Annotated in this window: 24 protein-coding genes and 3 tRNA genes; 24 read left to right on the top strand and 3 right to left on the bottom strand. The window is 39.2% G+C overall.

Annotated elements, in window-relative coordinates; all coding sequences use genetic code 11:
* Positions 1-165: 165 nt before the first annotated feature.
* Positions 166-1530 (bottom strand): magnesium transporter, encoded by a 1365-nt coding sequence (mgtE, locus tag SAY88_RS20575; protein WP_332634017.1) that lies wholly within the window; start codon positions 1528-1530, stop codon positions 166-168.
* 326 nt (positions 1531-1856) lie between these two features.
* Between mgtE and SAY88_RS20570 the strand changes: the two genes are divergently transcribed.
* The 6 genes from SAY88_RS20570 to SAY88_RS20545 all read left to right on the top strand — a co-directional run bounded on the left by SAY88_RS20570 (position 1857) and on the right by SAY88_RS20545 (position 8103).
* Positions 1857-2915 (top strand): ABC transporter ATP-binding protein, encoded by a 1059-nt coding sequence (locus SAY88_RS20570; protein WP_332634016.1) that lies wholly within the window; start codon positions 1857-1859, stop codon positions 2913-2915.
* 180 nt (positions 2916-3095) lie between these two features.
* Complete coding sequence (locus SAY88_RS20565; protein ID WP_332634015.1) at positions 3096-4214, top strand: extracellular solute-binding protein; 1119 nt, start codon at positions 3096-3098, stop codon at positions 4212-4214.
* 40 nt (positions 4215-4254) lie between these two features.
* Positions 4255-5940: an ABC transporter permease gene (locus SAY88_RS20560; RefSeq protein WP_332634014.1), complete on the top strand. Its 1686-nt coding sequence runs from the start codon at positions 4255-4257 to the stop codon at positions 5938-5940.
* A gap of 149 nt (positions 5941-6089) precedes the next feature.
* Positions 6090-6413 (top strand): DUF2325 domain-containing protein, encoded by a 324-nt coding sequence (locus SAY88_RS20555; protein ID WP_332634013.1) that lies wholly within the window; start codon positions 6090-6092, stop codon positions 6411-6413.
* 9 nt (positions 6414-6422) lie between these two features.
* Complete coding sequence (locus tag SAY88_RS20550) at positions 6423-7007, top strand: hypothetical protein (protein WP_332634012.1); 585 nt, start codon at positions 6423-6425, stop codon at positions 7005-7007.
* Between the two features lie 208 nt (positions 7008-7215).
* Positions 7216-8103, top strand: a complete 888-nt coding sequence (locus SAY88_RS20545) for a metal ABC transporter substrate-binding protein (RefSeq protein WP_332634011.1) — start codon at positions 7216-7218, stop codon at positions 8101-8103.
* Positions 8104-8159: 56 nt separating this feature from the next.
* Here the strand turns inward: SAY88_RS20545 and SAY88_RS20540 are convergent, their stop codons facing one another.
* Complete coding sequence (locus tag SAY88_RS20540) at positions 8160-8909, bottom strand: rhomboid family intramembrane serine protease (RefSeq protein ID WP_332634010.1); 750 nt, start codon at positions 8907-8909, stop codon at positions 8160-8162.
* Positions 8910-9061: 152 nt separating this feature from the next.
* On the opposite strand from SAY88_RS20540, the gene acpS reads away from it, so the two are divergent.
* The 14 genes from acpS (at position 9062) to SAY88_RS20470 (ending at position 20155) form a co-directional block, all read left to right on the top strand.
* Positions 9062-9424 (top strand): holo-ACP synthase, encoded by a 363-nt coding sequence (gene acpS / locus SAY88_RS20535; protein ID WP_332634009.1) that lies wholly within the window; start codon positions 9062-9064, stop codon positions 9422-9424.
* A 220-nt stretch (positions 9425-9644) separates the two neighbouring features.
* Positions 9645-10655 (top strand): LolA family protein, encoded by a 1011-nt coding sequence (locus SAY88_RS20530; protein ID WP_332634008.1) that lies wholly within the window; start codon positions 9645-9647, stop codon positions 10653-10655.
* A gap of 106 nt (positions 10656-10761) precedes the next feature.
* Positions 10762-11895 carry an alanine racemase gene (gene alr / locus SAY88_RS20525; RefSeq protein WP_332634007.1) on the top strand — a complete coding sequence of 378 codons (1134 nt, stop codon included), beginning with the start codon at positions 10762-10764 and terminating at the stop codon, positions 11893-11895.
* Between the two features lie 190 nt (positions 11896-12085).
* Positions 12086-12370, top strand: coding sequence for a CopG family ribbon-helix-helix protein (locus tag SAY88_RS20520; protein WP_034631317.1), 285 nt, complete (start codon positions 12086-12088; stop codon positions 12368-12370).
* A gap of 3 nt (positions 12371-12373) precedes the next feature.
* A complete protein-coding gene (locus SAY88_RS20515; protein ID WP_034631315.1) occupies positions 12374-12724 on the top strand; it encodes a type II toxin-antitoxin system PemK/MazF family toxin in 351 nt (116 codons plus the stop codon).
* A gap of 163 nt (positions 12725-12887) precedes the next feature.
* Positions 12888-13706, top strand: a complete 819-nt coding sequence (locus SAY88_RS20510) for an RsbT co-antagonist protein RsbRA (protein ID WP_332634006.1) — start codon at positions 12888-12890, stop codon at positions 13704-13706.
* Between the two features lie 15 nt (positions 13707-13721).
* Positions 13722-14078: an STAS domain-containing protein gene (locus SAY88_RS20505; RefSeq protein WP_332634005.1), complete on the top strand. Its 357-nt coding sequence runs from the start codon at positions 13722-13724 to the stop codon at positions 14076-14078.
* Between the two features lie 2 nt (positions 14079-14080).
* Positions 14081-14494 carry an anti-sigma regulatory factor gene (locus SAY88_RS20500; protein ID WP_250098490.1) on the top strand — a complete coding sequence of 138 codons (414 nt, stop codon included), beginning with the start codon at positions 14081-14083 and terminating at the stop codon, positions 14492-14494.
* Positions 14495-14547: 53 nt separating this feature from the next.
* The gene (locus SAY88_RS20495; protein WP_332634004.1) at positions 14548-15561 is read left to right on the top strand and encodes a PP2C family protein-serine/threonine phosphatase; all 1014 of its coding nucleotides are present in this window, start codon (positions 14548-14550) and stop codon (positions 15559-15561) included.
* 56 nt (positions 15562-15617) lie between these two features.
* A complete protein-coding gene (locus SAY88_RS20490; RefSeq protein WP_332634003.1) occupies positions 15618-15941 on the top strand; it encodes an STAS domain-containing protein in 324 nt (107 codons plus the stop codon).
* The gene (gene rsbW / locus SAY88_RS20485) at positions 15938-16423 is read left to right on the top strand and encodes an anti-sigma B factor RsbW (protein ID WP_250098488.1); all 486 of its coding nucleotides are present in this window, start codon (positions 15938-15940) and stop codon (positions 16421-16423) included. Before SAY88_RS20490 ends, rsbW begins: the two co-directional genes overlap by 4 nt.
* Complete coding sequence (gene sigB, locus SAY88_RS20480; protein WP_332634002.1) at positions 16386-17171, top strand: RNA polymerase sigma factor SigB; 786 nt, start codon at positions 16386-16388, stop codon at positions 17169-17171. The genes rsbW and sigB overlap by 38 nt, the downstream gene beginning before the upstream one ends.
* Positions 17171-17770, top strand: a complete 600-nt coding sequence (locus SAY88_RS20475) for a SpoIIE family protein phosphatase (RefSeq protein WP_332634001.1) — start codon at positions 17171-17173, stop codon at positions 17768-17770. The genes sigB and SAY88_RS20475 overlap by 1 nt, the downstream gene beginning before the upstream one ends.
* 201 nt (positions 17771-17971) lie before the next feature.
* Entirely contained in the window at positions 17972-20155 is a 2184-nt protein-coding gene (locus SAY88_RS20470) for a Tex family protein (protein ID WP_332634000.1), read from the top strand.
* 65 nt (positions 20156-20220) lie between these two features.
* Here the strand turns inward: SAY88_RS20470 and cmpA are convergent, their stop codons facing one another.
* The gene (cmpA, locus tag SAY88_RS20465; protein WP_332633999.1) at positions 20221-20337 is read right to left on the bottom strand and encodes a cortex morphogenetic protein CmpA; all 117 of its coding nucleotides are present in this window, start codon (positions 20335-20337) and stop codon (positions 20221-20223) included.
* Between the two features lie 106 nt (positions 20338-20443).
* Between cmpA and SAY88_RS20460 the strand changes: the two genes are divergently transcribed.
* From SAY88_RS20460 to SAY88_RS20445, 4 genes are all read left to right on the top strand, one after another.
* Positions 20444-20893 carry a SprT family protein gene (locus SAY88_RS20460; RefSeq protein WP_332634033.1) on the top strand — a complete coding sequence of 150 codons (450 nt, stop codon included), beginning with the start codon at positions 20444-20446 and terminating at the stop codon, positions 20891-20893.
* A 124-nt stretch (positions 20894-21017) separates the two neighbouring features.
* Positions 21018-21092 (top strand) — tRNA-Asn (locus tag SAY88_RS20455).
* Position 21093: 1 nt separating this feature from the next.
* Positions 21094-21184, top strand: a tRNA-Ser gene (locus SAY88_RS20450).
* Between the two features lie 13 nt (positions 21185-21197).
* Positions 21198-21272: transfer RNA gene (locus SAY88_RS20445), tRNA-Glu, on the top strand.

Below are 21272 nucleotides of genomic sequence, written 5' to 3'. Positions count from 1 at the left end.
CAAAGCTAAAGGTGGTCTGTTATGAGAATGTCAAATAAAAAACTGTTTCTACTGATCTCAATTATTGTAATATTGTATGGAATTGGTTATTGGGTCATTGGGGATATGTTAACAAGATAGAAGAGGCTGTCTCAAACGATCTTTGAGACAGCCTCGTATTTTTTACTATAATCCTGATAATTGTGTTAAGAATGCTGTAGCTATGCCGAAATAAATGATTAAAGAGAAAATATCATTTAAAGTCGTAATAAGTGGACCAGACGCAACAGCTGGATCGACTCCAAAGCGATTTAACGTTAATGGGATGATGGTTCCTGCTAAGGTCCCAACAATTAATGTAATTAATAGAGAGGTTCCAACAACAAACCCTAGAGTTAAACTTCCAATCCAGAAGTAAGCTATTAAGAAAATAAGTACTCCACAAGTTAAGCCGATAATGATTCCGACCCGTAGCTCTCGGAAAATTAATTTAACAACTGTTTTTCGGTCGGTATCATTTGTTATAATTCCTCGAACGACAACTGCTAAAGATTGTGTTCCTGTATTACCAGTCATTCCCGCAATCATGGGCATAAAAAAGATTAAGGCTACTACTTGTTCAAGTGTTTCCTCGAAACCGCTAATAATACTCCCGGATACAAGCCCGATAAATAATAATAATACTAACCAAGGTAAGCGGCGAACAGAAGCCGTTACGGCTTTCGTATTGAAGTCGATCGCCTTCCCGGTAGCGGATAACTTTTCAATGTCTTCATTGGCCTCTTGGATGACAACGTCAATGGCATCGTCGACAGTGATAATCCCTTTTAAAACGTTGTGGTCGTCCACAACGGGTACAGCGATAAAATCATATCGTTCAATCGTCTGTGCGACTTCTTCTTGATCATCATCAACGTGAACCGAAACAACACGAGTAAACATTAAATCTTCAATAATATCGTTAATGTCAGCAATTAATAAATCGCGATAGGAAACTACGCCAACAAGTTTATCTTCATCATTAATAACATAAAGATAGTAAATGTTCTCCGAAAAGCTAGCATATTCCTTTAATTTATCTACAGCTTGTCTTACGGTTTGATCCGCGTGAATCCAAATAAACTGATTGGTCATAATTCCACCAGCTGTATCTGCTGGATAACTCATTAGTGATTGAATCGTCTTAGAATCTTCATTCTTCATAATATCTAAAAACTCTTGGATTTTATCGATAGACAGTTCATTTAACAAGTCAGCTAGATCGTCATTATCCATATGATCCATTACTTTGGACGAACGCTCAATCCCAAGTTTATGTAAAATCTCAATTTGCATTTCATACTCAAGTTCTTGTATGAGTGCGGCAATTTGAGACGGGGTTAAAAATGTTAGAAATTTATGATGGTGCTTCTCTGGCAATCCTTTGTAAAGTTGTGCAAAGTCATAGGGGTGCAACTCATCAAGCAGTTCCTGTAGGGCGCCACGCTTTGCTTCCTTCATATATTTAATCACTAATACTAATAATTGATCTTCCGTCATATTTGCAATCATCTTTTCACCTCGCTAAGTGTACTTATTAACTTTACAAAAAAAGCAGAAGTAAGTACAACTCCTTTTGAAAAAAATTTAAAAACAAGCTACTGGTTGATGGTATTTTGTCGTCTGTAACAAGTTTTTAATAATTAACAAATAAGAAACATTAATCTATCGGACATGAAATAATTACAAATCTTTAGTACGAAGAGTATGCACTGTCGCGTATGCTCTTTTTCATACTAATATAGTAGGAATAAGCGTTGACGCTTTCGAAATACATGTGATAAACTTAATTTAAATTGATATTCATTCTCAGGTTGGGCATAAATGGGGAGGTACATATGAGCTTTATTCAATTAAAACAACTTACAAAGTTGTACAAGAAAACGGAAACACCAGCTGTTGACACGATAAACTTAGATATTGAAAAAGGCGAAATTATCACACTCCTAGGTCCAAGTGGGTGTGGGAAGACAACCACTCTTCGAATGATCGCTGGTTTCGAGCAGCCGACAAGTGGTTCAATTACAATTGATCATAATGAAGTATATAGTGATAAAACGTATCTTCCTCCTGAAAAAAGAGGAATTGGTATGGTGTTTCAAGACTATGCATTGTTTCCTCATCTTACAATTGAGAAAAATGTAACGTTCGGTTTAAATAAATGGAGCAATCGAGCAAAGAAAGAAAGAGCACAAGAAGTTCTAGAATTAGTTGGTTTAGCAGAGTATGGCAAGCGTTATCCAAATGAACTTTCAGGTGGACAACAGCAACGTGTAGCTTTAGCTAGAGCCCTTGCCCCAAGACCTCATGTTGTTCTAATGGATGAACCGTTTAGTAATTTAGATGCTGGACTACGTGAACGCATGCGTTATGACGTTACCGTTATTTTACGGAAGGCGAACACAACGGCTATTATCGTTACTCACGATCAAAAAGATGCATTTGCAGTTTCCGATCGTGTTGTTGTAATGAATCAAGGTGTCATTCAACAAATTGCCTCTCCTCGTGAAATGTATCGCTGTCCTAAAAATTGCTTCGTCGCTCAATTTGTAGGAAAAACGAATTTATTAGAAGGAACACTATGTTCAGATTTAAAGCATGTTGATACGTATATCGGGCGTGTTTCCTTACCAACACAAAGTGAGAAATTACTAGAGGATGTACGTGTTTCGATACGTCCTGAAGGTTGCCGTTTAGCAGAAAATGGCCGTTACTCAGGGACAGTTGAGCGCGTTACGTATGGTGGTGAATATCAAGAGGTTGAAGTTCGCTTAGGCGACCACCATGAAGCATCTCAGCCTATGGTTGTGTATGCTCCTATCGAACAGGATATTGAAATTGGCTCAGTAGTTTCCTTTGATATTAAGGCTGAATTAGTCGCGCTTGTTGAAGCGTAAAGATAAGGGCTTTTAAAGTATACAAATACTTTAAGAGCTCTATTTTTTATTTCATATTTTCAGAAAAAACAATATTGACAATGATTATCAATTGCACTATACTACATATTGTGGGCGAGGGTGATAATGAATATCATTACACTTTACCGAAAAATACATATACATACAGGGGGAGAAGAGATGAACAAAGCTTTAAAGATTTTCTTGTTTGGAATTTTAGCAATGTCGCTTTTTGTTGTGGCAGCATGCGGAGGTACGAATGATGCAGCTGAGGAGCCGGCAGAAAACGCGGATGAAGAAACACAAGAGCAGACAGGTGAAGAAACTGAAGAAGTAGTGGAACTAGATGGACAACTTGTAGTATACTCAGCACGTAACGAAAACTTTGTACAGCCATTACTTGATAAATTTTCTGAAGAAACTGGCATTGAAGTGTTAGCATTACACGGAGCGGATCCTCTACAACTACAAGAGGAAGCGGGAAATGTTCAAGCAGATGTATTTATTTCAAATGACCTTGGAGCTTTAGAATTTTTAAATCAACAAGGATTATTGCAAGGTTTTGACCCTGAAGGTGTTGAATCTATTGACGAGCAGTACCGTGCAGATGATAATGCATGGATCGCTCTATCAGCTAGAGCACGTGGTTTCATTTATAATAAAGATATGATTACAGAAGAAGAAATGCCAAAGAGTATGGAAGACTTATTCGATGCTAAATGGGCAGATGTTGAAAATGGGTATGCAATCACTCGTGGTGGTAACAGTGGTATGATTGGACATGTATCAGCATTGCGTTATGAGTGGGGCGATGAAAAGACAGCTGAATGGATCGAAGCTATTAAAGAAAATGCAGCAGGTATCTTTGAAGGTCATGGTGATATTCGTCGTGCAGTAGGTGCGGGTGAGCACGCATTCGGATTAGTTAACAACTATTACTATCACCAACAATTAGAAGAGCCGACGGATAACAATGTAGGTTTCATTTACGCTGACCAAGGTGAAGATCAAATGGGAGCAATCGCAAACGCTGCTGGTGTAGGTCTAGTGAATGGTGGTCCAAATGAAGCAAACGCAAAAGCATTTATCGAGTGGGTATTAGAGACAGAAAACCAGCTTGCATTTGTTGGTGAGTCGTTAGAACTACCAATCAACCCAGAATTAGACCCACCTTACGAAGCTGCGATTAGCTTTAGTGAGTTAAAAGTTCAAGACATGCCTTTAAAAGAACTAGGGAACTATTTTGAGGATACAAAGGCTCTTATTGAAGATTCCGGTTTAGATTTAGAGCTTAAATAAATAAATAAATAAAGCGTTAATCTTTTTGGGAGAGGACAGCATGGATAACAATCGTGAAAATGACAACCAATTGAATAATGATCCTAGTGCTAAGGTTGGGGATGAATATACCCCAACCCTTCTCCGTTTTTTTCGGAAAACATGGTTTAATACTTGGCAGGGTAATCCGCCAGGTCCTATCCTATTGCTATTTGGACTAGTAGTAGCACTTATTATGTCCGTGCCGATTATTTATGTGGTTTGGCGCTCGCTCTTTGCGGGAGTCGATCGGTGGATGCGTCTATTAGATGGGAGAATTCCGCAGTTATTATGGAATACGTTTTCACTAACAGCTGCTGTAACAGTATGTGCGATCGCTATTGGAGTATCCTTAGCTTGGGTTGTCATCCGGACTGATTTACCAGGGAGAAAGATGTGGCAATGGGTTCTTGCTTTACCACTTGTCATTCCGCCATATGTTGGCGCTGTAACCTATATCATTGTTTTTGGACCAAGTGGTTGGGCGAGAAATTTTTGGCGAGATAGTCCTTGGTTAGTGAATACGTTCGGTGATTATCCGTTAAATATATATTCCTTTTGGGGTGTATTTTTCGTTTTAACGATGTTTACGTATCCATATGTCTTCTTGATTGCTAGTGCTTCTTTACGTAAAATGAATAGAAATTTCGAAGAAGTAGCACGTTCGCAAGGGATGAGTACAGCGAAAATATTTTGGAAAGTGAATTTACCATTCTTACGACCTGCTATTGGGGCGGGGGCCATTTTAATTTCACTTTATGTTCTTTCTGATTTCGGAGCAATCGCGATGCTTCGTTATGTCACTTTTACAGCGGCGATCTACTTTCAACGAGCTAGTTTTGATACAGCTTCAGCTTCTGTCTTAAGTTTGGTGTTAATTCTACTTACGATTATCATTCTATGGATTGAGGCAAGGACAAGAAAGAGAAATAAGTACTATCAAACAACGAACACGTTTAGAGAGCCTGACATTTTACCTCTTGGGAAGTGGAAACCACTTGCGGTCTTCTATGTGGGACTAGTATTTGTTTTGTCTATTCTGCTTCCGATCATTGTTCTTGTGTATTGGTCTATTATTGGAATTGGTATGGGGGCCTTAGATGACCGTTTCTTCGGATTTGCGTGGAACAGTATTAAGGTTTCAGGCTTTGCTGCTATTTTATGTATGTTGCTTGCAATGCCGATTATTTATTTAAAGTCCCGCTATCCTTCTTTTATCTCAAGTGGAATTGATAAATTGAGCTATGCAGGATATGCGCTGCCTGGTGTTATTGTCGGGTTAGGGATGATTTTTATCTTTAATAATCATATACCGGCTTTATACAATACGTTTTATATGATTGCACTTGCTTTTGTTGTCCGGTTCTTGCCACAAGCCATGCAGGCTGGGGAGGCTTCCTTAAGTCTTGTTTCTCCTAGAATTGATGAGGCAGCTCGCAGTTTAGGGTATCCCCCTTGGAAAGTGATGTTCAAAGTCATTCTTCCATCGATCATGCCTGGTGTGTTAGCCGGTGGTGCACTTGTATTTGTAAGTTCTATTAAAGAGCTACCGGCAACGTTAATGCTTAGACCTCCCGGATTTGACACATTAGCCGTACGAGTTTACTTTGAAGCAACGGAAGCAATCTATCATTTAGCGGCACCTGCTGCACTATTGATTATTCTTGTTTCCATTATTCCTTTACGCTATTTATTGAAGAAATATTAATATAATGTTGAAGTGCACCAAACTCTACTAAGTTTGGTGTGCTTTTTTAGTTTTTGAATATATTGTTCTTTTTTCTAAAAAGTGTTGACAATGAGAATCAATTTCAATTACTATAATGATAACAATTCTCAACACAAGGGGTGTTAGTGATGTCTTCGTTGTTAATAGTAGGGGCTGACCGGTTAGGCTCGATTCCAAAAAGGTTAGAAGAGATAGGCTTTAATGAAATTATTCATGTAAGTGGTCGAAAGGTTCAAATGGTGAAAAAAGAGATTCCTTCTCATATTGATTTGGTACTAGTGTTAACAGACTTTATCAATCACAATTTAACAGGTGTCCTAAAAAAGAAAGCGACAGAACAAGATATCCCTATCTGTTATGCGAAACGTTCATGGTGTTCTATTTATCAAGCAATTGGAAAGTGCGATTATGGCTGTGAGAATGAAAAATCTTGCCACCTTCGAAGGAATTGAAAACAACATATGAGTATAAGTAATCAAATAAATATGGTTCAGCACAGTAATCTAAACGAAGCTTTCCTGAATTGTCCTTATGAATACTACGACCATGAATTTCGAAAAGTAGCTGTTGAATATAACTGGAAACAAGCTGTCCAAAGTACAGTTAATGAAATTGTTAAAGCTTATGTTGCCACGCCTAAATTAATGAGGTCGAATGTTTACATCCTTCGGTTAATTAGTGATTATTGGGCTAGGCTAGATCGGGACATCTTTCATTCAATCCAACAGTTCCTCTCGATATCAGCTGTTGTGATTGATCACTTACTAAGTTTTTTAATCAATAATAAGAAATCTTTTCATACTTGCAATGAGTCGTTTGAACATTGTGCTATTGATTTTGTTACCACTCATGAGGTGGAACATCATCATGAAGCTATTGTTATGGAAAAAATGCTGTTAGAGGTAGATGAACCATTATTGCAAACGTATTATGAAGTAGCGAAGCGATATTATTATGAAAAAAATGGGCATTTGCCAAATCAAATTGAAGTTATTGATTTACTCAATGCTAAAAGGTATGTACATTTTCCAAAATTGAATGGTTGAAACGAACAACAAGATACATACATTAAAGAAATGCAATATGAGGGTTGTGCTAAAAGGTAAAAAGTCTTTTGGCACAACTCCTTTTTTTAGTTCGTTGCCCAGTTGAGGAGTTTTGATTGAAGGAAAAAGAAAAATACTACAAATAGGAACAAAAAGTTGCCCCTATGCATATCTTTGGTAAGGAACCAAGTGTAGGGGAGGAAGCAACATGAAGAAGTCGATTTTATTGTTTATAACAGTAATAGCGGGAATGGTTTTGGCTGCTTGTGGGGGGGCTGAAGCACAGGAAAATGACAAATTACAGGTTGTAACAAGTTTCTCGATTTTAGGCGATTTAGCAGAGCAAGTAGCAGGTGACCGTGCCAATGTTGAATACTTAGTGCCAATTGGTGAAGAGCCGCATGAGTATGAAGCGGTACCTAGTGACTTCCGAAAAGTAAGTGATGCTGACGTCTTTTATGTGAACGGATTTGGATTAGAAGAATGGTTAGAGCGTCTTGTTCAAAATACAGGAGATGTTTCCATTGTTTCTGTTTCAGATGGAGTGACTCCTCTACCGATTGCTGGTGAAGAAGGTGAAGATCCGCATGCTTGGTTAGATGTAACCAATGTTATTACGTATGTAGAGAATATTCGTGATGACTTAATTGAACGTGACCCAGAAGGAACTGAGGAATATCAAGCAAATGCAGAAGCCTATATTCAAGAGTTAGAGGAGATTCATGCTTGGATTCAAGCAGAAGTGGAAAGAATCGATGAGCGTGTTATCGCAGTAAGCGAAAATGCCTTCCAATATTTTGGAGAGCAATACGGTTTTGAGACATATGGAATTTGGGAGTTAAACTCTCATGAAGAAGGAACACCGGGGCAAATTGCAGCTCTTGTTGATATTGTAAAAGATCGTAACCTTCCTGCAGTTTTTGTGGAAACAACCGTTGATTCTCGTTACATGGAAACAGTAGCTCGTGATGCAGGGGTACACATTGCTGGAGAAGTGTATACAGACGCTGTTGGGCTTGAAGGTAGTGGTGCAGAAACGTATATTAAGATGATGGAGCATAATGTTAATACATTTGTTTCAGGATTAAAAAGATAGAAGAAAAGAGGGTGAATCCATTCATTTGGAGTCATCCTCTTTTCTTTAACTATAATTTATAAAAATCGACCTAATATCCCAAAAATAACAAGGATACCAAACCCAATCCAAATCGCTTGTTTAATACGTTTACTGTTGAGTCTTTTTTTCTGCCACCTATTTGGATCAAAGACTGGCTCGCTAGGATCAGAGAAAACTCGTTGTCCCGCATAAAAAGGCCTTGCACCGATGAGAAAGAGTGGAGCAAGCGCAGCTCCAGCTATTAGGCCAAATAAATGAGCTAGTATATTGATGTTTGGATTCACAAACGTCATCACTAACCCGATGACAATAATCGTCATAACAAGTTGTGAATTTATTCGATCAATTAAGTCTTTGCGGTTAATGACAAGATAGACGTACATGCCAAGTAAACCGAAAATAGCCCCAGATGCACCTAAATGAGGTGGATATGTTAGGCCACCAAGGTAAAACGTAGCTATATTGGCTATAATACCAGTTATGAGATAGACAAGGATGAATTTTATTTTCCCTAACATTCTTTCAAGAGCAGGACCGAAAATAACGAGTGAAAAGGAGTTGAAAATTACATGGCCGGCTCCGATATGCATGAAAATGGGAGTAATTAGACGCCAGTATTCACCGTTTGCGATAGCTAGGTTATAACCAATCCCTAAAGCGCGGATGTAGTTTCCAAAAGGGAGAAAGTTCATCCAAGCAAATAGAATAAGGTGAATCGCTACAAGGATTGTAATAACGGGATATTGACGCCTAAAAGAATAGAAGCTTTCATTTCGGATAAACATAATACGTCCTCCTTTGATATCTGCTATTATAACAGAAAAAGTAAAGATAGCTTAAATGAAAGAGTTTGGGCTGTTCGACTTACATAGAAAGTTTTATGTTAGCCTATGTAAAGTGGACAAAGGAGATGCTTACATAAAGGTGGGGGTTTGTTGTGATCATTGGAATTGGAATTGATATTGTAGAGTTAGATCGAATAGAAAATATAATGAAACGTCAACCACGTTTTGTAGAGCGGATTTTAACGGATAACGAAAAAAAATTTTTTGAAACATACTCGAAAACGCGGAAGATTGAATTTTTAGCTGGGAGATTTGCGGCAAAAGAGGCATTTGTAAAAGCAATGGGAACGGGAATTTCAAAAAGTTATAGTTGGCACGATATTGAAATTTTGAAAGAGGAAAGTGGAAAGCCAACCTTAGTTGTAGCAGGGCTTCAAAGCTACATTCACCTTTCTATTTCTCATAGTAGAAATTATGCTGTTGCTCAAGTAATTATTGAAAGCTCGTCAAGCTAGTCTGCATATTGCTCAAGGTTGTCTCATATAGTTGTAGTGCGAATAGAAGAGGTAAACATTCAAGTTAGGTCAATTTCCACATGAAGTTCCTAGTTTTCTTTGACTCGCTAAGTATACCAGTCGTATTTACCGAGGAACGAAACGGGGCACACAGCATGAAGTAAGCCGTCTCTTGAATGCATTCGCTCTCTTCTTTCAAATGAGACAAAGGGGTGAAAGCATGAAAAAAGCAATCTGGTTCGCTACACTAGGGTTACTACTATCTATGATACTCGTAGGTTGCGGCGAAAAAACACAAGAAGACATTATGACAGACTTAGATGAGAAGTTAGAGGAAATGACTGGGTACAAGGCAAAGTCTACGATGACTTTAGAAACAGGAAAGGATCAACAAACATATGAAGTGGATGTTTGGCATCAAAAGAAGAGCTATTATCGTGTAGCTCTAGAAAATCAAAATAAAGACCAAAGCCAAATTATCCTACGTAATGATGATGGGGTTTTCGTGTTGACACCCGCTTTAAACAAAAGTTTCCGTTTCCAAAGCGATTGGCCGACAAACAGCAGTCAAGTATATCTATATGAATCCCTTATCCAAGATATTTTGATGGATCCAGAGCGATCTTTCCAAGCTGATGAGGATTACTATGTGTTCCAAACGAATACAAACTATCAAAATAAGAATTTAAATACTCAAGAAATTAGGTTAAATAAGAAGGATTTATCTCCTGCTCAGGTGAAGATTATGAATGCAGATCTTGAAGTACTTGTTCAACTTGATTTCACAAACTTTGAATGGAATGCAAGCTTTAATGAAGGCGACTTCGACATGGAACGTAATATGACAGGTGCTCAAATGACGGAGGAACCAGCAATGGCAGAACCGTTAGAGCCGATGACTGTTTATTATCCAATGTATACGCCAGATGGCACTCAGTTCAACGCTGCTCAAAATATTGATTCAGAAAACGGTGAACGTGTCGTACTTCAATATAGTGGTGAACAGCCATTTACGTTGATCCAAGAGCAAAGTCAAGTCGTGCCTGCTTCAACTCCAATGAACGTAAGTCAGGGTGAGCCAGTCGATCTTGGATTTACAATTGGTGTCATGACAAGTGAGTCATTACAATGGTCTTACAATGGGGTTGACTTCTTCCTTGCTTCTGAAAATTTAAGTCAAGAAGAAATGATGTCAATTGCAAGCTCTGTGTATGGTACAGAAGAGAAATAATTCGGTTAAGACTCAGCAATTAGCTGGGTCTTTTCTTTTGTTCTTAGCTTTATGGTAAAATGAAACGAAAATTAGAGAAAAAGGATGTAGTATGGGAGGAGAAGCGATGAGTCATACGTATTATCGAGATACTTGGGCAGAGATTGATTTAAGTGCCATTGCTCATAACGTATCTTCGATTAAGGAGCTTTACATGGATAAGGATGTTCAAGTAATGGCTGTCGTAAAGGCAAATGGGTATGGGCATGGAGCTGTTGAGGTGGCCAAGACGGCTTTAGAGTCGGGAGCGACGTACTTAGCAGTAGCTCTGTTAGATGAAGCACTGGCACTCAGAGAAGCTGGCATAGAAGCTCCTATTCTTGTACTAGGTCGAATCAGACCAAAAGATGTTCATGTAGCAGCAAGGCTTAATGTTATGATTACCGTATTTCAAGCTGAATGGTTAAATGAAGCTAAACAATTTCTTCCTGAAGGTGAACATATCCAATTACATGTGAAGTTTGATTCGGGTATGGGAAGGGTCGGTCTTCGAACGAAAGAGGAAGCAACATCACTTTTTCAAGTTGTCTCAGAACATGAGCAGTTTGAATTAGTTGGGATTTATACTCATTTTGCTACAGCTGATGAAGTAGATCTTACCTATGTAAATAAACAACATGAGCGTTTTAAGGAAATGCTTGGCTGGGTAGAGGGATGGGGGATTCGTGTACCGCTTATTCATAGTGGAAACAGTGCAGCGGGAATGCGGTTTCCAGATAAGATGTTTACCTTATTTCGTTTAGGAATTTCGATGTATGGATTGACTCCCTCACCTGAGATTACAGAGCAGCTTCCTGTTACGTTAAAGCCGGCTTTCTCATTAAAGAGCCGCCTTGTTCAGGTGAAGGAACTACCTCCTGGAGAGTCAATTAGTTATGGTGCGACGTATAAAACAAAATCACATGAGTGGATTGGAACGATCCCAATTGGATATGCCGATGGCTGGTTAAGGTATCATAGTACGTCAGGAGGGGTAGTATTAGTTAATGGAGAAAGAGTTCCCTTTGTTGGTCGCATTTGTATGGATCAATGCATGGTCAAGTTACCAAAAAAAGTGGAAGCGGGAACCGTCGTAACATTGATTGGTGAAGATGGAAATGATAAAATAACAATGGATGAAGTTGCCGCTAGGCTCGGAACCATTAATTATGAAATTCCATGTGTAATTGGACCAAGGGTTCCAAGGGTATACGTGAAATAGTTTGAAATTGGATAATAATAAAAGAGTTTCTAAGATAGAATCGAAAAAACAGAAAAAGAAAGACTAAGGGGTCTTTGCATTTTGATCTAGCTAGTGCTATGATTAATGTTAGAGATAAATTAGGAACTATCTGTTTTTTTATGTATTGTATATGTAAGGATAAAAGGTTAATGGTGGATGCTGGGGGTGGATGTTTGTGTCAGAGCAAAACACAAAGCGCATTGTAATCAATTTGCCACAACATTTGTTGAACGAGGTGGACGGTGTGATCAAAAAAGAGAACGTCAATCGTAGTGAATTTATTTCACAAGCTACAAAGATGTATCTTCGCGAACGTAAGAAGCGTCAAATTCGTGAGACTATGCAACAAGGTTACATGGAAATGGCGAAAATTAACCTAAACATTGCATCAGAATCTTTTCTTGCCGAGGAGGAAGCAGAGAATACCCTCGATCGCTTAGTGAGTGGGGTGTAGCCTTTGATTGTAAAACGAGGCGACGTATACTTTGCGGATCTTTCACCTGTTGTTGGTTCAGAACAAGGAGGAGTTCGTCCTGTACTCGTCATACAAAATGATATTGGCAATCGTTTCAGCCCGACCGTAATCGTTGCTGCAATTACTGCGCAAATTCAGAAGGCGAAATTACCGACCCATGTTGAAATCAATGCCAAGCGTTATGGTTTTGATCGAGATTCCGTCATTTTATTAGAGCAAGTACGAACAATTGACAAGCAAAGATTAACTGATAAGATTACACATCTAGATGATGACATGATGAATCGTGTGAACGATGCTCTATTCATTAGTTTAGGACTTATTGATTTTTAAAAGGAAAGCCTCGTATTCGTACGAGGTTTTTTTTTGTTCAGTGAATTTTGCTTAAGTTAAACGAAATATGAACAAATATGTAATAATTTATAGACGATTATCTTTGCAACTCGTTTTTTCTCGTGGAATAATAAAGGATAAGGATGTTACAGGAGGCTTCGAAATGCAACCATATATTATTTCTTTGCTTAATAATCAAAGAGATGCAGTGTTAGAGCAATGGAAAAAAGAATTGGAACTTGTCAGAACAAATAATTACTTAACTTCAATATCTGATGATGTCTATGAAAATATGAATCAAGAATTTATGCGTTTTATTATAAGCCAGGTTACAACAGAGCAAGAGGAGGCGAAGGGGCATCTTAGTTCATTCGCAGAAAAGTATATTCAAGCTGGTTGGCCGCTTTCTTATTTCACACAAGGACTCCAAGCGTTCCGGCGAGTTCTTTTAGCTTTTCTCTCTGAGAGTGAATCGGATGTACAAGCTTTGCTGTCAACGTTCAGTGATCTTGAAGAATGGATTGATGGGATCATAAATCAGCTCGTCCATGATTATACAGGGAATTGGGAAGATATTATTGAAATGCAGAAGCTATCTTTGCTTGAGTTGTCTGCACCTTTAATTCCGGTAATTGAAGATGTAACTGTTATGCCACTTATAGGAACCATTGACACGGCGAGGGCAAAGCTTATTATGGAGAACTTGTTAGAAGGGGTCATTGAACACCGTAGTCAAGTAGTCTTAATTGATATAACGGGTGTTCCAGTTGTTGATACAATGGTTGCGCACCATATTATACAAGCATCTGAAGCTGTGAGGTTAGTTGGGGCAACTTGTATTTTAGTTGGGATTAGGCCGGAAATTGCCCAGACGATTGTCAATTTAGGGATCGACTTAAGTAAATTCCCAACGAAGAGTACGTTGAAAAAAGGAATCGAGACAGCATTAGAATTAACAAACAAAAAAATGATCGACTTGTAAGTTGGAGGGAATACGATGAGAATTCCTATTTTAAAGTTACATCAATATTTATTAATAAGTATCCAAGTAGAGCTTGATGATCAAACGGCGCTTCAATTTCAAGAAGACCTTCTTAATAAAATTCATAATGAAGGGTCTCTTGGAGTGGTGATTGACTTAACTTCGGTCGACATGATTGATTCGTTTATTGCGAAAGTACTTGGAGATGTAGTAGATATGTCTAGTTTGATGGGAGCGAAAGTTGTGTTAACAGGAATACAGCCTGCTGTGGCAATTACGCTGATCGACATGGGTATTAAACTTGATGATGTTCAAACTGCACTAGATTTAGAACAAGGGTTAACGAAGTTGCAGCAAGAATTGGAGGGGTGAGGATGAAAACCCAATCCTGTGTTGAAGTGAAAAATGAGTGGGGGATTGTTGCGGCTAGGCAAGCGGGCCGCTCCTTATCAAAAGAGATTGGTTTCGGAAGTGTAGATCAGGCCCGAATTACGACAGCTATTTCAGAGCTCTCTCGTAATATCTACCTTTATGCTAAACGTGGTGAAATCTGTTTGGAAGTTGTGGAAAAGCCATCAAAAATCGGTGTTAAAAAAGGGCTTAGAATTATTGCTCAAGATCAAGGGCCGGGGATTCCTGATATTAGACAGGTGATGGTTGATGGCTTTACGACTTCTGGTGGGATGGGTGCAGGCTTGCCTGGAGTAAAAAGGTTGATGGATGAATTTACGATTGATTCTGAAGCTGGGGAAGGTACGGTTATTAAAGCTACGAAGTGGTTAAGGTAAGATTATTTGTTGGACTGACCTTTTTCTAATGCTGTAAAAAAGGGGAGGCTTTTGTGAAAGAGACTGTTCAGAATTTAGAGGAAACGTATAAACATATATTGAAAATGTTTTTACATCAAAAAAGTGAGCATGGATTGTACGAAGCTCAACAATTTAGCAAAGTACTTCTTGAGCATCAGGTTTCTCCGGAAGAGTTAATTAGTGTTCACCGTGAAGTATTAGAGGAGTTGTTCCCGACGATAGCTGAGGAAGTTCTTGATTCCCTGGATTTGTTGCTTGAAGTTATGATGGGGTATGGTATGGCTTATCGTGAACATCAAAGCCTGCGTGATCGCCAGCTAGAATTGGAATCTGAAATTGAGGTAGCGGCTAATATGCAGCAAACACTGCTGCCAAAGGAGATACCAAGTATAGGTTCGCTTGATATTGGTGTAATTAGTGTTCCAGCTGCTAAGATGAGTGGCGATTATTATCACTATATTAAGGATGATAATCAAAGTGTAGGTGTTGCGATCGCTGATATCATCGGAAAAGGAGTGCCGGCTGCACTTTGTATGTCGATGATTAAGTATGCCATGGACAGCTTACCTGAACAACGCTTGCAACCTGCAGCGCTTTTAGAAAATTTAAATCGTGTTGTTGAACAAAATATAGATGACAATATGTTTATTACAATGATGTATGGTTCTTATGATTCTCGTACGCATGAATTCCATTACTCGGGAGCGGGTCATGAACCTGGATTCTTTTATTTTGCAAAGCACGACCAATTCGAAGAGCTTTTTGCAAAAGGTATTGCTCTTGGTGTGTCGCGGGATGCGAAATTTAGAGAATATAGTAGGAAGATTGAAACCGGTGATTTAATCGTTTTCTTATCTGATGGTGTGACTGAGAGTCGGATTGGTGATCGCTTTATTGATCGTGAAGAAATCATTGGGTTAATTCGGAACTACATGCATTTGTCCGCACAGGAAGTGGTGGAGAGTGTTTATTATGAATTGGCAAAACTACAAGATTTTCAATTAAAAGATGATTTTACGTTAATGATTATTCGAAGAGAAGTTTAAGGTTTATGAAAATGTGGTATATACTCTTTAGCAGCATTTAGGAAGGGGATATCGTTATGAATTTATCTATTCGTTATGAAAATAAAGCAGACGTTGTTGTACTTTATGTAGCAGGTGAAATTGATGCGTATACAGCACCGAAACTGCGTGAAGAACTAATTCCGCTAGCGGAAAAGGGTAACAATGTGAAAGTTGACCTTTCGGACGTGCAATATATTGATAGTACAGGCTTAGGGGTTTTTATAGGAGCGTTAAAAGCTACAGATGCTAATAATTCTCGCCTTACTCTTGTAGGAATGTCTCAAAGAGTCCAACGGCTGTTTACGATTACGGGATTGGATGAAGTGATGGCAATTGAAGAAGAGGAGGGTTCAAAATGAATCAACATGAGGCAGACCACATCCTTATGAGCGTACCTGCCAAACCGGAATATGTAGGAGTAATCCGTTTGACTGTTTCTGGAATTGCCAATCGAGCTGGATTCACCTATGACGATATAGAAGATATGAAGATTGCGGTTGCAGAAGCATGTACCAACGTTGTCAACCATGCATATGAAGAAAGTGGAATGATGAATGTCTCTTTTTTGTTGTATGAGAATCGGATGGAAATTATTGTTGCAGATAGTGGGCAAAGCTTTGATGTAGCGAAAGCAAAAGATCACTTAGGTCCAGTAGATGCTAGTCGACCAGTTGGAGATTTAAAAGAAGGTGGACTAGGATTGTTCTTAATTAGTACGCTGATGGACAAAATAGAAATCAATGATGAGTCAGGTATAGTGCTTGTTATGACGAAGTTCCTTCATGGGGATGAGGTGGAACAGGATGTCGGTGGAATCCAGCAGACACAACCAGAACAATGAACAGGTCTATGAGTGGATCGAGCACTATCAGCATCATGGTGACGAGGAATCTCAGTTAAAGCTCGTGCGACATTACGAAGCTCTTGTTCGTTCGTTGTCACGTAAGTTTTCTAAGGGACGTGAATACGAGGAAGACATGTTTCAAGTGGGGATGGTTGGATTATTAGCCGCATTAAAAAGGTATGATCCTCAAGTGGGTAAAAGTTTTGAGTCGTTTGCTGCACCCACGATCGTAGGAGAGATTAAGCGTTTTATACGAGATAAAACGTGGAGTGTCCATGTCCCTAGGAGGATTAAAGAGTTAGGCCCCAAAATTAAAAGTGCGGTTGAGGCACTTACGGCTGAGTTACAGAGGTCGCCTTTAGTTCAAGAGTTAGCTGATTACTTAGGTGTTTCAGAAGAAGAAGTTCTCGAAACGATGGAAATGGGCAAAAGTTATCAAGCATTATCAGTTGATCGGTCCCTTGAAGCTGATCAAGAGGGCGGTGAGGTTACATTATTAGATTTGGTTGGAAATGTTGATTCTGGCTATGACGAAGCAGATAAAAAATTAGTAATTGAGAAGGCGTTTAGTGTCCTAGAGGAGCGGGAGAAGCAAATCTTAATCTGTACGTATTTTGATAATTATAGTCAGAAGGAAACAGGAGAGAAGCTAGGGATGTCTCAGATGCATGTTTCACGTTTGCAACGTAGAGCGCTCGAGAAATTACGTGATTCAATTAAAATTGAACCTTCGGAGATTTTATAATGGTGACGATTTATCAAGATGACAAGCTTGAAGTGGCTGTATTTGAACAAGTGAAGCAGGGGAATGCTTGCAGTGGTGATGCGCATACAGTCATTCACCGGACGGATTACGCTGTCTGTGCGGTTATTGATGGTTTAGGTAGTGGAGAAGGGGCTCTCCAATCGGCTACAGCGGCTTTGGGAGTGATAGAGGCTCATCATCACAAGTCTGTTGAGCAGATGGTGGAATTGTGTAACGGTGCATTGAGTAACCAACGAGGGGCAGTCTTGACTGTTATTAAAGTTGACTATAAGAGGCAAGAGGTTCGTTACTGTAACTTTGGGAATGTTGGTTTTATTATGTATTTGCCTGATGGAAGAACAATTCAGCCTATCCCAGCTAGAGGGTACCTGTCTGGTAAGAAGCGACAATTAGATGAGAGCAGCTTCCCTTACATAAAAGGTAGTGTATTTCTGCTATATTCTGATGGTGTAAAAAAAAGGCCGATGAAAGAAAAGTTAATGCAACTCACGTCTCCTAAAGTTATCTCAGATACGTTCTTTTCAAGTGATTGTTTTGCTTCAGACGATGTAACGTTGCTTGTAGGAAAACTTCATTAAAAAGAGAGATTAAAGACTAATTCCTCCTGCTAGGGAGGTCCTCGTAGAAGCGCAGAGTGGGGAGGTTGGTTTTTGATCTCTCTTTTTGTTTTTAATCAAGTAAATCGTTATCATTAGCTCAGCTTTTAGGTATGTTCCTAGAAGGATGGAACAAACTTATGCTATCATAAATTAACATATTCTATTTGATGAGGTGTTCGAATGAATGAGACAAAGCAAAATGAAACGATTCAAATAATAGCAAAAGAACTAAATGTGAAATCATCATACATAGAACAATTAATTAAGTTGGTTGAAGAAGGGAATACAGTCCCTTTTATAGCACGCTATCGAAAGGAAATGACTGGCGGGTTAGATGAAGTTCAAATTAGAACAATTGTAGAAAAGTGGGAGTATGCTAATCAGTTAGCGAACCGCCAAGAAGAAGTGATCCGGTTAATTGATGAACAAGGTAAATTGACAGATGAGTTACGTGTGAAAATTCAAGCGGCAAAAAAATTGCAAGAGGTAGAAGATTTATATCGTCCTTTTAAACAAAAGCGGAGAACAAGAGCGACGGTTGCGAAGGAAAAGGGACTTGAGCCATTTGCTATCTGGCTGCGGTCATTTCCAAAAACGGGTGCGGTAGAAGAAGAAGCGACTAAATACTTATCAGACGAACATGAATTAACTTCTGTTGAAGATGTTATTTCAGGGGCTAAAGATATTATAGCTGAGTCCGTATCTGATGATGCTGAAATACGTAAAGCGATTCGGTTAATAGGTTTTAAAGATGGGAAAATGAAAACGACCTTGAAGGATAAAGAGGCGGATGAAAAGCAAGTATTTGAAATGTATTACGAATATGAAGAAGCAATTAAGTCGATTGTTCCCCACCGAATATTAGCGATGAATAGAGGGGAAAAGGAAGGGATCCTTCGTGTGTCGCTGATCTTCCCTGTTGATCGAATTATAAATGAAACGAAGCGTAAATTGGTTCGATACCCTAACTCGCCTACGGCTATAGTTGTAGGGGAAGCGATTGAGGATGGGTATAAACGTTTAATTGAGCCGTCGATTGAACGAGATATCCGTAATGAGTTAACGGAAAAAGCAGAGGAGCAGGCGATTCATATTTTTGCAGAGAACTTGCGCCATTTATTGCTGCAGCCACCGATGAAGGATAAAACGGTGTTAGGTGTCGATCCTGCTTACCGGACAGGGTGTAAACTAGCTGTAGTGGATGCAACCGGGAAAGTTCTGGATATCTCTGTTGTATATCCAACGCCGCCTCGCAACGAAACAGCAAAGGCAACTGAAGTTGTGAAACGTTTTATTGAAAAATATGACGTTGAAATGATTGCAATTGGAAATGGGACAGCCTCTCGTGAGACAGAGCAGTTTATAGCTGATGTTATGAAAGAGTTGACCAAGCCTGTTTATTATCTCATTGTAAATGAAGCTGGAGCGAGCGTATATTCAGCATCTGAATTAGGGAGAGAAGAGTTTCCGGACCTTCAAGTAGAGGAGAGGAGTGCAGCGTCGATTGCGCGTAGGCTTCAAGATCCGTTAGCTGAATTAGTGAAAATTGATCCGAAATCAGTAGGTGTCGGTCAGTATCAACATGATGTGTCGCAAAAGCGTTTGAATGAATCGTTAACTTTTGTAGTTGAGACTGTTGTTAACCAAGTAGGTGTGAATGTAAATACTGCCTCGGTTTCCTTATTGCAGTATGTCGCAGGGTTGTCTAAAGCAGTTGCAACAAATATTGTAAAACGTAGGGATGAAGAAGGGCGTTTTACAAATCGGAAGCAATTGAAAAAGATTCCTCGCCTTGGAGCGAAGACGTATGAACAAGCAATTGGTTTCTTGAGAATACAAGATGGTGATCAGCCGTTAGATTCAACTGCCATTCACCCAGAAAGCTATAAAGAAACTGAAAAATTACTAAAACATATTCAGGCTACAGTAGACGAGATTGGAACGGAAAAGGTTAAAGAACAATTGCAATCGATCGATAAAGAAGGGTTAGCTTCGGAACTTGAGGTTGGGGTGCCGACGTTAAAGGATATTGTTGATAGCTTGATCCGTCCATCAAGAGACCCTCGTGATGAAGTGGCAAAACCGTTATTGAAGCAAGATGTCTTGAAAATGGAAGACTTACAAGCTGGAATGGAACTTCAAGGGACTGTGCGTAATGTAGTAGACTTTGGTGCATTTGTGGATATTGGAGTGAAACAGGACGGACTTGTTCATATTTCAAAGATGACTAATCGTTTTATTAAACACCCATTAGAAGTTGTTGCAGTAGGAGAAATTGTTACTGTTTGGGTAGAACAAGTTGATGTTCAAAAAGGAAGGGTTTCATTAACGATGAAGCAACCGGAAGTACAGCACGTATCATAATAGAAAAAAGGTGACATATGAAGGGTAACCCATCTTATGTCACCTTTTTTCATGCAACATATTAATTAAAACTCAGTCTCTTTTTCTTTGTAATAGAACCAACATTGGTTTAGGACTTTGATTTGGTAACGGTCCTTTTCTAGGTACGCACGCTGTAATTGTTGTCTTAGCCATGCTGGCATAAGCAACCAACTCCTTAACAACTTACTCTGTTTGGATTATTATATGAAGGAGGGTTTGTCAAAGTTGAGGGATTGGTGAAGGTTTATGAAGAAAAGACAAGAAGTGATGACAGAAAAAGAACTGCAGAGACTAGTTGAGCATGTTTCTTTAGAGAAATTTGGGTGGCCGTTCAAGCATAGAGCGTCGTTTAATAATCGATTAAGGACAACAGGAGGAAGATATTTACTGAGAAGTCATAACATTGAGATTAACCCAAAACAGCTTTTGTATTATGGGGCAGAGACTCTTGTTGGTATTATTAAGCATGAATTGTGTCATTACCATCTGCATTTACAAGGGAGAGGTTACCAACATCGCGATCAAGATTTTAAAAGGCTGATGGAAAAAGTAGGTGCACCAAGGTTTTGTGAAGTGGTACCAGGGACAGTCAGAACATCGAGTGCCATTCATCGTTATCAATGTGAAAACTGCAGCCTTGTTTATAAGAGGAAAAGAAAACTGGATGTTCGTAAATATGTATGTGGAAAGTGTAAAGGAAAACTTAAAAAAATATAAAATAGAGTATTGCAAATTAATCTAGTCCTGTGCTATATTATAGAAGTCGCTGAACGAGGCGATGGAAAATAAAGTTGACATGAAGAAGATATTGTATTAGAATATCTAAAGTCGGCAACAATGTTCCACAGTAGCTCAGTGGTAGAGCTATCGGCTGTTAACCGATCGGTCGTAGGTTCGAGTCCTACCTGTGGAGCCATGGAGAAGTACCCAAGTGGCTGAAGGGGCGCCCCTGCTAAGGGTGTAGGTCGTTTACGCGGCGCGAGGGTTCAAATCCCTCCTTCTCCGCCACTATTTATTATTTGGCCCGTTGGTCAAGCGGTTAAGACACCGCCCTTTCACGGCGGTAACACGGGTTCGAATCCCGTACGGGTCACCA

It is taken from the genome of Halalkalibacter flavus (assembly GCF_036663575.1).
Taxonomy (GTDB): domain Bacteria; phylum Bacillota; class Bacilli; order Bacillales; family Bacillaceae_D; genus Halalkalibacter; species Halalkalibacter flavus.
Note: the sequence above shows the minus strand (reverse complement) of the source record. Positions and strands in the feature narration are given on the sequence as shown.